Here is a 14,555-nt window from a genome sequence, read left to right as displayed (position 1 = left end):
CGGTCACTCACAGGACGGGCAGATAACATCACCAACCGTGCCCGACGCCGCAACCGTTGTCTTGACCGAACCGAGGGCCGCCGCCAGCCCGGCGACACCGCGGGATTTCCGAACCGCTCGCCTGATCGCGCTGGTCGCGGGTCTGCTGGGTGCGCTGTGCGCGCTCGCGACGCCGTTCCTGCCGGTCCAGCAGACCACGGCCGAGGTGAACTGGCCGCAGGGCGGGACGATCGGCAACGTCGAGGCGCCGCTGATGGCGCAGGTCCCGATCGACCTGTCCGCGTCCATCCCGTGCTCGCTCGTCGCGCAGCTGCCGCAGGGCATCGTGCTCAACACCGCGCCGCCGCAGGGCGATCGGGCCGCGCTGGAGGGCCTGTTCGTCCGGATCACCCCGGATTCGGTGGACGTCATGGACCGCAACGCCATCGTGGCGTCGGCGAAGCGGTCGCAGATCGGCGACTGCACCGCGATCACCATCGCCTCCGACATCCAGCGCACGCACGCCGCGTTCGAGGGCATCGGGGTCGAGGGCACCCTCAACGGTGACCTGCGGCCGCAGGTGGTCGGCGTCTTCTCCGATCTGAAGGGCCCCGCCCCGGCCGGGCTGTCGTTCCACATGACCGTCGACACCCGCTTCACCTCGACGCCGACCTGGATCAAGCTCACCGCGATGATCGTCGCGGTGCTGTGCACGCTGCTCGCGCTCGGCGCGCTGGCCCGGCTCGACACCAGCGACGGCCGCGGCCACCGGCGCGTCCTGCCCGCGCACTGGCTGAAGCCGACCTGGGCCGACGGCGCGGTGATCGGCACGCTGCTGCTGTGGCACTTCGTGGGTGCCAACACCTCCGACGACGGCTACATCCTGTCCATGGTCCGGGTCGCGCCGCACGCGGGCTATCTGGCCAACTACTTCCGCTGGTACGGCGTGCCGGAGGCGCCCTTCGGCTGGTACTACTACGTGATCCAGCTGTTCGCGCAGGTCTCCACCGCGAGCTTCTGGGTGCGGATCCCCGCCACGCTGTGCGCGATCCTGTGCTGGCTGGTGATCAGCCGCGAGGTGGTGCCCCGGCTCGGGCGCGGCGTGCGGAACTCGAACGTGGCGTTGTGGACCGGCGGGCTGGTCTTCCTGGCGTTCTGGCTGCCCTACGACAACGGCCTGCGCTCGGAGCCGATCGTGGCGCTGGGCGCGCTGCTGACCTGGGTCTCCATCGAACGGGCCATCGCCACCGGGCGGCTGCTGCCCGCGGCGGTGGCGGTGCTGGTGGCGGCGTTCACGCTGGCCGCCGCGCCGACCGGATTGATGTGCGTGGCCGCGCTGCTCGCCGGGATCCGGCCGCTGGTGCGGATCGTGGTGCGGCGGCATCGGGCGGCCGCGGCGCAGGCGCGCAGCGGCTTCTTCGCGACGATGTGGGGATCGTCGCTACCGCTGCTGGCGCCCATCGCCGCCGCGGGATTCCTGGTGCTCACCGCCGTCTACACCGATCAGACCTTCGCCGGGATCCAGGAGGCCAATCGCGTCCGGCAGGTGACCGGGCCCAATCTGGCCTGGTACGAGGACTATCTGCGGTACTACTACCTGTTCGTGCAGACCGTGGACGGTTCGGTGTCGCGCCGGTTCGCCTTCCTGGTGATGATCCTGTGCCTGGTGACCACCGCGCTGGTGCTGCTGCGGCGGCGCCGGGTGCCGGGCATCTCCAGCGGTCCGGCGTGGCGGCTCATCGGCGTGGTGTTCGGGACGATCTTCTTCATGATGTTCAACCCGACGAAGTGGACCCACCACTTCGGCGCCTACGCGGGCGTGGCGGGTTCGCTGGCCGCGGTGACGGCCGTGGCGGTGTCGGCGACGGCGTTGCGGTCGCGCAAGAACCGCACGGTCTTCCTGGCCGCGCTGCTGTTCGTGCTGGCGCTGACGTTCTCCGGCATCAACGGCTACTGGTACGTGTCCAGCTACGGCGTGCCGTGGTTCGACAAGACCGTCTCGCTGCACGGCCGGCAGTCCAACACGATCGTGCTCATCCTGTTCGGCCTGGCGCTGGCGCTGGTCGCCTGGCAGGCGCTGCGCGAGGACTACACGAAACCGCCCGCGAGCCCGAAGACCGCGCGCGGCAGGCGGATTCGCCGGTTCGCGGCCATCCCGCTGACCGTGATCGCCGCGCTCATGGTGGCCTTCGAGGTGCTGTCGCTGGTGAAGGGCGCGGCCACCCAGTACCCGGCGTACTCGCTGGCCCGCTCGAATTTCGATGCGCTGGGCGGCAATTCGTGCGGGCTCGCCAATGACGTTCTGGTGGAGGCGGATCCGAACGCGGGCCGGTTGACCCCGATCATCGATCCCGCGAATCCGCCGAAGAACGACGACCCGCTCGCGGGCGCGGACCCGACCGGCTTCGACCCCAACGGCGTGCCGACCGATCTGAAGGCCGATTCGGTCGAGGTGAAGCCGGGCACCGGCAACACCTCCAACCAGTCGGTGGGCGCCAACTTCGCCGAGGGCCAGAACGCGGGCACCGGCGGCGGCACCATCGCCGAGGCCGGGGTCAACGGCAGCACCGTGGCGCTGCCGTTCGGTCTGAACCCGAAGACCACCCCGGTCCTGGGCAGCTACCAGCAGGGCATCCAGCAGCCCGCGCACCTCACCTCGAGCTGGTACGGACTGCCCGCGCGGTCGGACGACGCGCCGCTGGTGGTGATCTCGGCCGCCGGGCGCATCCTGTCCTTCGACCAGACCGGGGCCATGCAGTACGGCCAGGATCTGCAACTGGAGTACGGCAAGCGGCAGCCCGACGGGAGCGTGACCGCCGAGGGCAAGTACGTGCCGCGCGATATCGGCCCGGCCCCCTCGTGGCGCAATCTGCGGGTGCCGCTCGCGGAGCTGTCGCCCGACGCCGACGCGGTCCGCATCGTAGCCAACCGCAATGTGCTCATCGGCGACCAGTGGCTGGCCTTCACCCCGCCGCGGGTGCCGAAGCTGGTGTCGCTCAACGACTTCCTGGGCTCGAAGCAGCAGGTGCTCGAGGACTGGGCGGTCGGCCTGCAATTCCCGTGCCAGCAGCCGTTCCTGCACCGCGACGGCGTGGCGACCATGCCCGGCTATCGCATCAAACCGGACCGGCCGCTGGCGGTCAGCTCCACCGACACCTGGCAGGCCGAGGAGTTCGGCGGCCCGCTCGGCTTCGCCAACATGCTGGCCGGGGCGACGACCGTCCCGACCTATCTGAAGGACGACTGGGCGCGCGACTGGGGTTCGCTCGAACGCTACGACCGGTACTACACCGACGCCCGGCCCGCCCGGGTGGAGACCGGTACCACCACCCGTTCGGGATTCTGGACGCCGGGTCGGATGCGGGTGTTCTGATCAGTGCTCGACGCGGGCACACCACTCGTAGACGGGCAGGGAACCCTCCGGGGTTTCCTGCCACCGCGGGGTCACTCTGAAGCGCTCGTACCCGCCGTTGAACCGCACGCGCAGTTCGATGCCCGGCGGGGTGATCGGCACGATCCGTTGCGGCAGGTCGGCGGGCCCGCCCTCTAGTACGGCCTTCGGTGAGCTACCCATAGCTGAAGGCTCTCACACGGCGACCGGTCGGCCGGGCGAATCCGCGAAAGACACGCGCCCGGCGATCGGCCGCCGTCGCCGCTACAGCGGCAGCAGATGATGCTTGCGCGGATTGCGGTAGATCTTCTTGTCGCGCAGCAGATGCAGGGCCTTGCGGATCTCGAGCCGCGTGGTCGAGGGATCGATGACGGCGTCGATGTAGCCGCGCTCGGCGGCGACCCAGGGGGTGGCCACCGTCGTGTTGTAGAAGTCGATCATCTGCTTGCGGATCGCGTCGCGCTGCTCCTCGGGCGCGGCCTCGATCTGCTTGCGCCCGATCAGGCTCACCGCGCTCTCCGCGCCCATCACCGCGATGCGCGCGGTCGGCCAGGCCAGATTCACGTCCGCGCCCAGCTGTTTGGAGCCCATCACGGCGTAGCCACCGCCGTAGGACTTGCGGATCACCACGGTCACCTTGGGCACGGTCGCCTCCACGAAGGAGAACAGGAACCGGCCGCCACGCTTGATGACGCCGATCTTCTCCTGTTCCACGCCGGGCAGGAAGCCGGGCGTGTCGACGACGAACACCAGCGGGATCTCGAACGCGTCGCACATCCGCACGAAGTGCGCGGCCTTGTCGGAGGCCCGCGCGTCCAGCGCGCCCGCGTAGACCATCGGCTGATTGGCGACCACGCCGACGCTGCGCCCGTCCACCCGCGCGAAGCCGGTGATGACATTGAGCCCGGCCTGCGCGCCGATCTCGTGGAAGTCGCCGTCGTCGAAGATCCGCAGCAGGATCTCGTGCATGTCGTAGGCGGCGTTGTCGGAGTCGGGCACGATGCCGTTGAGTTCGAGGTCGCTGTCGGTGATCTCGGGTTCCATTCCCGGATTCACGATCGGCGGCAGTTCCTGGCAGCTCGACGGCAGATAGCTCAGGTAGTGGCGGACCCAGTCGAACGCCGCCTGCTCGTCCTTGGCGACGTGATGGATGTTGCCGTACTCGGCCTGGCTGTGCGCGCCGCCGAGCTCCTCGAGCGAGACGTCCTCGCCGGTGACCTCGCGGATCACCTTGGGCCCGGTGACGAACATGTACGCCTCTTCGGTGGCGACCACGACGTCGGTGTTGATCGGCGCGTACACCGCGCCGCCCGCGCAGCTGCCCAGGATCATCGACACCTGCGGCACCAGCCCCGACAGCGGCTCCTGCCGGCGGCCCATCTGGGCGTACCAGGCCAGTGAGGTCACGGCCTCCTGCACGCGCGCGCCGCCGGAGTCGTTGATGCCGACCACCGGGCAGCCGACCTTGGCCGCGAAGTCCATGACCGCGGCCACCTTCCGGCCGAACATCTCCCCCACCGAACCGCCGTAGACGGTCTGGTCGTGGGAGAACACGGCGACCGGGCGGCCGTCGACCATGCCGTGCCCGGTCACCACGCCGTCGCCGTAGAGGGCGTTCTTGTCGCCCGGATTGCGCACGAGCGCACCGATTTCCACGAAGGTGCCGGGATCCAACAACATGTTGATCCGCTCGCGGGCCGAGGGGATGCCCTTGCGGGCCCGCTTGGCCACCCCCGCTTCCCCCGCCGGTTCCTGCGCGAGCTCATGCTTCTTGCGCAGGTCGGCGAGTTTCTCGGCGGTCGTACTCACTTGTCTCCCTTCCCGATGTCCGCGAGCTTGCGGGTGAGGTCGGCACCGATGGTGGCGATGCGCGGCTCGTCGACGATCTGGAGATGATCGCCCGGGATGCGCACGACCTCCAAATTGGGGATGAATTCGTCCCAGCCGCCGTTGGGGCGGCGGTCGGCGTAGCGCGGCTCGAGTTCGATCATGCCGTCGTGGTACCGGTCGGCGAGGTAGAGCACGGTGTCGCCGTCGTAGCGCGAGGGCTGCACCTTCTGGAGTTCGCGGCTCTCCACCCAGGAGGTGCGCTGATGTTCGAGCACGCCGCCCGGAATCTGCGCGCCCGCGAATTTGACCAGCTCCATGACGATCTGGGCCTGTTCGTCGTCGTCGGCGTCGGCCAGTTCGCGCAGCTGCTCCTCGTCGAGTTCGCCGGGCACGTTGTAGGTCTTCTTGGCGAAGTCCTGATAGCGCTTGACCCGGCGGAACCGCTCCTCGGGGCTGTTGTCCTCGAGCTGGGTCGGCAGCGCCAGATCGATCAGGCCGACCAGGCGGACGTCCGAACCCTCCGCGCGCATGAGCTGGGCGACCTGCAACGCCAGCACCGCGCCCAGCGACCAGCCGTAGAACACGTACGGCCCCTCGGGCTGGAGCTTGCGGATCTCGGGAACGTATTGCCGCGCCCGCTCCTCGATCGAGCCCTCCACCCGCTCGAAGCCGTACATCGGGGTGTCGGCGGGCAGGCGGCGCAGCAGCGGCTCGTAGACCAGGGTGTTGCCGCCGGAGGGATGGAACACGAAGACCGGCACGGCATTCGAGCCCTCGGCGCGCGGGCGCAGGGTGCGCACGAAACCGTCGACATCGCCGCCGGAGTCCTGGTGTTCGCGCACGACATTCGACAGCTGCTCGATGGTTCCGCAGTCGCGCACCGCCGCCACATCGATCGTCGCGCCGACGCGTTCGGACAGCCGCTCGGCCAGCTTGTGGGCGGTGTCCTCGTCGAGGCTCGGCAGGGGCGTGAAGATGCCGCCCGCGGACTTTCCGGTCACCATCGCCCAGGTGCCGAAGGTGAGCCGTTCGGCGGCGTCGCGCGGCGGGACGTTGTCGCCCTCGGCCGAATCCGGTTCGGCGGCAACGGGTTCGGTCTCGGTCTGCGCGGCCTGTTCGGCCTGTGCCCGCACCGCGGCGGCCGGATCCTCGCCCGCCTCCATCGCGGCGCGCGCGGCGGCCACGAAGTCGTCGTCCACGGTCAGCGAACCGCCCTCGGCCGCTTGCTTCTCCGCCATCGCGCGGATCTCGTCGCGGTGCTCGATGGCGTAGCGCAGCACCTTGGCGACCTCGTGCAGGCTGGCGTCGCGCACGGCCTGGACCTGCAATTGCGGGATGTCGAACTCGTATTCCACGCGGTTCTTGATGCGCATGGCCATGAGCGAGTCCAGACCCAGTTCCATGAGGGGGATCTCCATCGGGAGGTCCTCCACGGCATAGCCCATGGATTCGGCGACGATGGTGGCGAGGCGGTCCTCGACGGTCTGACCGCTCGCGGGATCCCAACGCTCACCGAAGGATTCGGTGACCGCGGGTTCGGTGACCGGGGTGGTCGCCGGGGCGGGGGCGCTCGGCGCGGACTCCGGCAGCGGTGCGCCCGAGGTGATCACCGCGTCGAACAGCAGCCGGAAACCGGCGCCCTCCTTGGCGTGCACCTGGACCGACGCGCCGCCCGGATGCGGGGTGAGGGTGGTGGTCAGGGTGCCCGCGGCCGGAACGGGGGCGTGGGTGATGGACGCGCCGACGGTGACATCGGACAGCACCTGCGTCGCGGCGGCGTGGACCAGAGCGGCCGGATCGGTGACGGCGGTGGCCGCGACCTCCCAGGCGTGGCGGCCGTCGGGCAGCGCCACATGCGCGCCGGGCACCCGGCCGGTGCCGGAACCCGCGGCCACGCTCACGGTGGGCCAGTACTCCTTGCGCAGGAACGCCGTGCGCGGCACGTCGGCGTAGTCGCCCGCGGGCAGCAGCGAGGACAGATCCACCGGATGACCCTGCACGTAGAGCTGCGCCAGCGCCGAGACGATATTGGCGGAGTCGTCCTCCTTGCGCTTGAGCGTGGGGATCAGCGCGGCATTGTGCACACCGGCCGCGAAGGTGGTGCCCAGCACCTGCATCAGCGCCACCGAATGCGGGGCGATCTCCAGGTAGGTGGTGATGCCGTTGTCCACCGCAGCCTGGATGGCGTAGGTGAAGTTCACCGGGCGGCGCATGTTCGCCACCCAGTAGTCCACGTCGTGCACCGGATCCGAACCCGCGCGGTAGATCGCGGACTTGTGCACCGTCGAGTACAGGTCGACGGTCGGGCGGCCCGGCTCGATGCCCGCGAGTTCGGCGGCCAATTCGCCCAGCAGCGGGTCCATCTGGGAGGTGTGCCCGGCACCGCGGGTCTGTAGCACGCGGGCGAATTTGCCCTCGGCCTCGGCGCGGGCGACCACGGCCTGCACCTGATCCGGCGGGCCGCCGATGACGGTGTTGGTCGGCGCGGCGTACACCGCGACCTCGAGATCCGGGTAGTCGGCGATGACCTTCTCGATGTCCTCGGCGCTGTACTCCACCAGCGCCATATTGCGGACCTCGTCGTCGGTGATCATCGCCTCGCCCTCGCCCATCAGGCGGGAGCGGGCGCAGATGACGCGCACGGCGTCCTCGAGGTTCATGCCGCCGCAGACGTAGGAGGCCGCGGCCTCGCCCTGCGAATGTCCCACCACCGCTTCGGGTTCCGCGCCGTGCGCGCGCAGCAGCGCGGCGAGGCCGACCTGGATGGTGAACACGCCGACCTGCGAGGTGCCGACGTCCCAGTCCTGGGCGTCGTCGAGGATCATCTCCTTGACCGAGTACCCGGCCTCGTCCTGCACCAGCTCGTCGACCTCGTCGACGGTGCGGGCGAAGATCGAGTTCTCCAGATAGAGCTTCTTGCCCATCTTGCGGTGATGCGAGCCGAACCCGCCGAACACCCACATGGGTCCGCGCACGGCGGGCGCGTCGGCGGTGAACACGCCCTGGCCGGGCTTCCCGGCGGCGAGCGCGCGCAGGCCCGTGATCGCCTCCTCGCGGGTGGTGGCCAGCACCGCGGCCCGGGAGCGGCCGTGATTGCGCTTGGCCAGCGAGCGGGCGACGGCCGCGAGCGGAACATTCTGTCCCGCTTCGGATTCCAGCCAGTCGGCCAGATCGGCGGCGGCGCGGCGGCGGCGCGAGGGCAGGTAGGCGGAGACCGGGAGGATCACCGGGAGCGGATCGGTGCGCTCGGCGGTCCATTCGGGTTCGGGGGCCTCCGCCACCAGGATCGCCTCGGCGTCGGCGACGACATCGGTGGTCTCGTTGTCGAGATCGGTTGCCTCCGTGGCCGTTTCGGGGACCTCGGGGGCGACGGGGGCGGGCTTGTATTCCTGGATGACCAGGTGGGCGTTGGTGCCGCCGAAGCCGAATCCGGAGACGCCGATGGTGGCGGTGCCGCTGTAGCGGGGGAATTCGGTGGGTTCCTCGACGACCTTCAGGTGCGCCTGGTCCCAGGGGATGTAGGGGTTGGGGCCCGTGTAGTTGATGCTCGGCGGAATGACGTTGTGCTGCAACGACATGATCACCTTGGCCAGGCTGGCCGCGCCCGCGCCCGATTCCAGGTGACCGAAGTTGGACTTGGCCGACCCCAGCAGCGCGGGCCGGTCCGCGGGCCGCCCGCGACCGACGACGCGACCGAGCGCGTCCGCCTCGATGGGGTCGCCCAGCAGGGTGCCGGTGCCGTGCGCCTCGATGTAATCCACACTGCCGGGGGCGATTCCGGCGTCCCGGTAGGCGCGGCGCAGCACCTCGGCCTGCGCGTCGGGATTCGGCGCGAGCAGGCCGTTGGACCGGCCGTCGTTGTTGACCGCGGAACCCTTGATGACGGCCAGGATTCGATCGCCGTCGCGTTCGGCGTCGGCCAGGCGCTTGAGCACCACCAGGCCGCCGCCCTCGGAGCGGACCATACCGTCGGCGTCGGCGGAGAACGCCTTGATGTGCCCGTCCTTGGCGACCGCGCCGTTGGCGTCGAAGCCGAGGGTGGCGAACGGCGCGATCAACATGTTCACCCCGCCCGCGAGGGCGAGATCGGCATTGCCGGCGCGCAGCGCCTGCACCGCCTCGTGCACGGCGACCAGCGTGGACGAGCACGCGGTGTCCACCGAGACCGACGGGCCGCGGAAGTCGAAGAAGTAGGAGACGCGGTTGGGGATGATGGACGAGACGCTGCCCATGATGCCGTAGGCCGACGCCGACGCCGGGGTGTCCGAATCCGCTTGCGCCCCAGCCGACATCGCGGCCAGGAACATGAAATCGTTGCCGGACGACCCGATGTACACCCCCACCGGCTTGCCCTTGAGCTCGTTGGCCGGAATCCTGGCGTGCTCCAACGCTTCCCAGGTCAGCTCCATCATGAGCCGCTGCTGCGGATCGACCCGCTCGACCTCGATCGGCGACATGGCGAAGAACTCCGCGTCGAAACCCTTCACCACCTCCTGGTCGAGGTAGCCGCCGCGGGTGTTGGCCTGCGCGATGACCTCGGCCAGTTCGGGTTCGGCGGTGAACTCCGACCAGCGGCCCTCGGGCCGTTCGCGGATGCCGTCGCCGCGATTGATCAGGAACTCCCAGGTGGATTCGGGGGTGTCCCCCGCCCCGGGCAGCCGGGTGGCCAGCCCCACGATCGCGATGTCGTGCGCCTGGCCCGGCTGATAGCCCGCGGTGTAGAACGCCTCGTCCACCGCCTCCTCGGCGACCTCGGGCTCGCCGTTGATGATGCGCTCGGCCAGCGACGCGATCGTCGGATGCTGGTAGACGATCGTGGCGTTGAGCATCACGCCGGTGAGGTCCTCGATGTCGCCGCCGAGGGCGAGGGCATCGCGCGAGGCCAGGCCGAACTCCTCCATCGGCCGGTCCACGGTGATCTGATCGATGGGCTGGCCGGTCGCCTCGGCGACCCAGCGGCGCAACCACTCACGCAGGTCGGCCACCGACATATCGGTGCCCGGTTTGTCGGCGACCGCCTCCACTGCGTCGGCGGCGGTCTCGGTCGTCTGGGTGCCCTCGTTGTCAGCCATCAATTCCTCAAGCTACCTGGGGGTGGGGGTGGAGCGACGGGGATCGGCGGCCGGTGTCTCCCGCGCTCACTCTTCGTCCGGTGCGTCCGGGAACGCCTGCTGCTGATGACCACCGCGCAGCGTGCCTTCCAGATACGCGGCCTTGCAGGCGCGGCGGGCGATCTTGCCGCTGGAGGTGCGGGGGATGGAACCGGCGGGCACGAGCAGCACATCGCGCACGGTCACGCCGTGCCGCTGCGCGATGGCCGCGCGCACGGCGTCGGCGATCGGGACCGGATCGGCCTTGTGCGCGCCGGGACCGCGCTCGGCGACGATGACCAGCTGCTCGGAGGAATCGTCGGGATCGAAGCTCAGCCCGGAGTGGCTGTCCTGGGCGAACACCTCGGCCGGGAGCTGGTTCGCGGGCACCGAGAACGCCGCGACGAAGCCGGGGCGCAGCAGCTTGCTGGCCTCCTGCGCGGAGTACTCGAGGTCCTGCGGGTAGTGGTTGCGGCCGTCGACGATCACCAGATCCTTCACGCGGCCGGTGATGTAGAGCTCGCCGTCGATGTAGACGCCGTAGTCGCCGGTGCGCATCCAGATGGCGTCGGGCTCGGTGCCCGCGGCCTTGCTGCCCTCGGACAGGCGCTGGGTGAGCCGGTTCTTGAAGGTCTTGCGGGTCTCCTCCTCGCGACCCCAGTAGCCCTGCCCGATGTTGTTGCCGTGCAACCAGATCTCGCCGACCTGGCCCTCGGGCAGCTCGCGCGCGCCGTCGGGATTGTCGACGGTGTCGGGGTCGACGATCGCCGCCCACTGCGACAGCGCGACGTACCCGCAGCTGACCTGGGCGATGGAGTTCGGCGCGCCCTGGTCCACCTTGACGATGCGACCGGCGTTGAGCTCGTCGCGATCGACGTAGATGACCTTGGCCTCGTCCTCGTGCCGGGTGGCCGAGACGAACAGCGTGGCCTCGGCCATGCCGTAGCAGGGCTTGATGGCCGTCTTGGGCAGGCCGTAGGGGGCGAACGCCTCGTTGAACTTCTTCATCGACGAGGTGGTGACCGGTTCGGAGCCGTTGATCAGGCCGATGACATTGGACAGGTCCAGCGTCTCGCCGTTGCGCGGCAGACCGCGGGCGGCGGCGTGCTCGAACGCGAAATTCGGTGCGGCGGCGAAGGTTCCGGCGCCGTCGGAGACCGCGGCCAGCTCCTTGATCCAGCGCGACGGGCGGCGCACGAACGCGCTCGGGGACATGATGGTGATGTACTTGCCGCCGATCGCGGGCAGGATCACGCACAGCAGGCCCATGTCGTGGAACAGCGGCAGCCAGGTCACGCCGCGCGAATTCCAGTCCAGGTTGATCGCGTGCACCATCTGCAGCAGGTTGGTGCCGACCGCGCGATGGGTGATCTCCACACCGGCGGGGGTACGGGTCGAGCCGGAGGTGTACTGCAGATACGCGATGTCGTCGACGTTGATCTCCGGGCGCACCCAGGATTCGCCGAGGGTGTCGGGCACCGCATCGACGGCGATGATGCGGGGGCGCTGGGCGGCCGGGAGCGGCCGGAAGAACTGGCGCACCCCCGCGGCGGAGGAGCTCGCCGTGAGAATGGCCGAGGGCTCGCAGTCGCCGAGCACGGCGTGCAGGCGGTCGGTGTGGCCCGGCTCGTCCGGATCGAACAGCGGCACCGCGATGGTGCCCGCGTAGATCGCGGCGAAGAACGAGATCACGTAGTCGAGGCCCTGGGGCGCGAGAATCGCCACCCGGTCCCCCGGCTTGGTCACCTGTTGCAGGCGAGCGGCCACCGCGCGCAGCCGGACGCCGAATTCCTTCCAGGTCAGGTCCTGGTACTCCCCGTCGCGCTCCCGGGAGTAATCGATGTAGCGGTACGCGAGGGTGTTCGCGTCGTTGCGAGTGTGCTTCTCGACGTAATCGACCAGGGTCCGGCCCTCGGGAATTCTGATGTTCCCGGTTTCGTCCAGGTAGTCGTCGAAAGTCTCGTCCGTCATTCCTTCTCCTCCGAGGCACACGCAGCACGGCGTCATGGCCGCTGTTACCTGTGAGGCCCCGACTCGCTATCGCCCGCGGGCGCTCTGTGGTGCAAGAGCATGCCTGCAGCTTTTTCGGCGGTCTGCGCGGTGACCGCCTATCGGCTAGATGTACTCAAACCAGGGACATGTTACAGAGCAGGCCCAGGAGCGGTCTCCGGAGCGCGGCGAACACATCCTGCGGCTGTCCCTCCCGCGATATCGGGATGACCGGCGCGAACGCATCCATCTGATCGGAAACACTCCGCCATAGGACATCGAGGTCGGCGCGCGCACGTTACGGACGGGCTCCGCGATCTCCTCGAATGTGCCGATCGCCACAGGGGGCGAGGTCGGAATGTCGTCGCCGGTCCGGTACAGCTCGATGTCGGCAAAACGATCACCGGCCGCCTCCTTGATCAGTCGCACTTTCTCGATGGTCCCCTTGACGCCCAGGACCCGAACGTCCCGTCCCGCCGCCCGGCGGATCGGCCGCGGTGGCGTACCCGGCGCGGGTGCGGCGGCCTGTGACATGGACTCCTGCTCCTGGACGTGCGGAAAATCGCTGCGACGCCGGTCCGGCCCCGGGGGGACCGGCTCCGGCGTCGCGATCATCGCAGCACTTTACAGCCTATGGAAGAAACCGCGTGGTCCCTTCGAATCATGAATGTGCGGGATCACGAATGTGCGGGATGGGGAGCCTTGTCGATCAATCCCATGGCCCAGTCCGCGGTCCACCCGGGTGCGGTGGTGCCGCTGTCGTCCACCTGGTACGAGGCGTAGAGCGCGTGCACCGGGCTGCCGACCGAGCGGACGAGGGTGGTCAGGCTCGGAACGATGTTGACCGGATTGAGCGCCTGCCGCGGAGCGTCGCAGATCAGATCGCCCGGCGCGCACATGGTGAAGGTGCGGTCGGCGAGCGCGCCGAAGCCCTCGGGCCGGGGTCCGGTCATGGTGATGCCCGGGACGGTCAGCCCGCGCAGGGCCACCTCGGCCCCGACGCCCGGCGGATTCGCGCCGATCACCGTCGCCTGACCCGGCCCGCTGTCGCGGCGGCCGTCGGCGATCAGGGTCACGCCCAGCACCTTGTCCGCGGCGACCGGACCCTTGCCCGCGCCGATCTGCGCCGCGACATCCCCGGCGATGACCGCGCCCTGGGAGAAACCGGCGATCACATAGCTGGTCAGCGGACAGTCCTTCGCGGTCGCGGCCAGCTTGTCGGTCGCCTTGCGGGTGCCCTCGGAGCGGCTGTTGTTGTAGGACTGCTGGCCGTCCGGCGGGATCGCGATCGGATTGGAGAACTGCGCGACGTAGGGGACGGTCCAGACCTCGAGGCGGCCCTCGGGGAACCGCGCGCGCACCGGGTTGGTGACGCCCAGCATCAGCGAGTTCGGATTGGCGCTCGGGTGGTAGGGGTCGTCGCCGCTGGCCGACTCCCAGGTGCCCGGGACGGCCACCATCAGCACGTCCGGGCAGCTCGCGGGCTGGGTGGCGGGCGGACGCGGTTCCGGCGGCTTGGGCTTGGGCAGATGCAGCAGCCCGGCCAGCAGATACCACAGCAGCAGCACCAGGACCACGACCGCGGCGAGGACGCCGAGCAGCAGCAGGCAACCCGGGCGGCGACGGCGACCGCCGCCCGGACGTCCCGTCGGTTGGTAGGTCACTTGTTGCAGTAGGTCGCGTTGGCCGCGTCCATGTAGATCCGGCCCGCCTGCTCGACCGTCATCTTCTGCGGGTCGAAGCCGGGATCGGAACCGGCCATGGCGTTGACGTAGGTCGCGATTTCCTGATCCGACGCGCCGCCCGCCTTGCCCTGGCACACGTAGTTGGCCGCGGTGAGGGCGATGTCCGGGCTGGCCGGGCTGACGCCGCGCTTGCGCAGCTCGTCCAGGAACGCCTGATCCTTACTCGACACCGGTCCGGTCTCGGTGGGTCCGGGCGAGGGCGTGACCGGCTCGGGCCGCTCCAGCGCCGAACTCGTCGGCGGGGCCTGCTCCGAGCTGGGCGCGTCGCTCGGGGGGATCACCACCGAGGGCAGCGTGGTGGTCGGGGCGGCGGCGGTCGAGGTCTTCAGCGTGGGCGTGCTCGACGCCGTCGAGTCGTTGTTTCCGCAGGCGGCGAGCAAACCGGCGGCCGCGAACGCCACGAGCGCACCGGTCACCTTTCCACGGGTCCGAAGCATGTATTCGTATCCTCGATCTGTTCACAAGGGTCAGCGGGTCGCGTCCAGGCTAGCTGCTACCCCCGCATCGGGGGCACGGCGACCGAAAACCTCA

8 protein-coding genes are annotated in these 14,555 nt (G+C 69.7%); 1 reads left to right on the top strand and 7 read right to left on the bottom strand.

Annotated features, from left to right (window positions below; all coding sequences use genetic code 11):
* Positions 1 to 37 precede the first annotated feature (37 nt).
* A complete protein-coding gene (locus tag ACWDSJ_RS04460; protein ID WP_450029203.1) occupies positions 38 to 3,352 on the top strand; it encodes an arabinosyltransferase domain-containing protein in 3,315 nt (1,104 codons plus the stop codon).
* Here ACWDSJ_RS04460 and ACWDSJ_RS04455 read toward each other — a convergent pair whose 3' ends face one another.
* The 7 genes from ACWDSJ_RS04455 to ACWDSJ_RS04425 all read right to left on the bottom strand — a co-directional run bounded on the left by ACWDSJ_RS04455 (position 3,353) and on the right by ACWDSJ_RS04425 (position 14,461).
* Entirely contained in the window at positions 3,353 to 3,553 is a 201-nt protein-coding gene (locus tag ACWDSJ_RS04455; protein WP_387358695.1) for a DUF5988 family protein, read from the bottom strand.
* Between the two features lie 81 nt (positions 3,554 to 3,634).
* Positions 3,635 to 5,179, bottom strand: a complete 1,545-nt coding sequence (locus tag ACWDSJ_RS04450; protein WP_450029202.1) for an acyl-CoA carboxylase subunit beta — start codon at positions 5,177 to 5,179, stop codon at positions 3,635 to 3,637.
* A complete protein-coding gene (pks13, locus tag ACWDSJ_RS04445; RefSeq protein ID WP_450029201.1) occupies positions 5,176 to 10,272 on the bottom strand; it encodes a polyketide synthase Pks13 in 5,097 nt (1,698 codons plus the stop codon). Before pks13 ends, ACWDSJ_RS04450 begins: the two co-directional genes overlap by 4 nt.
* A gap of 66 nt (positions 10,273 to 10,338) precedes the next feature.
* On the bottom strand, positions 10,339 to 12,261 hold the full coding sequence (gene fadD32, locus ACWDSJ_RS04440) for a long-chain-fatty-acid--AMP ligase FadD32 (protein WP_387358688.1): 1,923 nt from the start codon (positions 12,259 to 12,261) through the stop codon (positions 10,339 to 10,341).
* A gap of 144 nt (positions 12,262 to 12,405) precedes the next feature.
* The gene (locus ACWDSJ_RS04435; protein ID WP_450029200.1) at positions 12,406 to 12,894 is read right to left on the bottom strand and encodes a hypothetical protein; all 489 of its coding nucleotides are present in this window, start codon (positions 12,892 to 12,894) and stop codon (positions 12,406 to 12,408) included.
* Between the two features lie 62 nt (positions 12,895 to 12,956).
* Positions 12,957 to 13,943, bottom strand: a complete 987-nt coding sequence (locus tag ACWDSJ_RS04430) for a cutinase family protein (protein ID WP_450029199.1) — start codon at positions 13,941 to 13,943, stop codon at positions 12,957 to 12,959.
* Complete coding sequence (locus ACWDSJ_RS04425; RefSeq protein WP_387358684.1) at positions 13,940 to 14,461, bottom strand: DUF732 domain-containing protein; 522 nt, start codon at positions 14,459 to 14,461, stop codon at positions 13,940 to 13,942. Before ACWDSJ_RS04425 ends, ACWDSJ_RS04430 begins: the two co-directional genes overlap by 4 nt.
* Between the last annotated feature and the right edge of the window lie 94 nt (positions 14,462 to 14,555).

Source organism: Nocardia sp. NPDC003482 (assembly GCF_053588115.1).
Note: the sequence above shows the minus strand (reverse complement) of the source record. Positions and strands in the feature narration are given on the sequence as shown.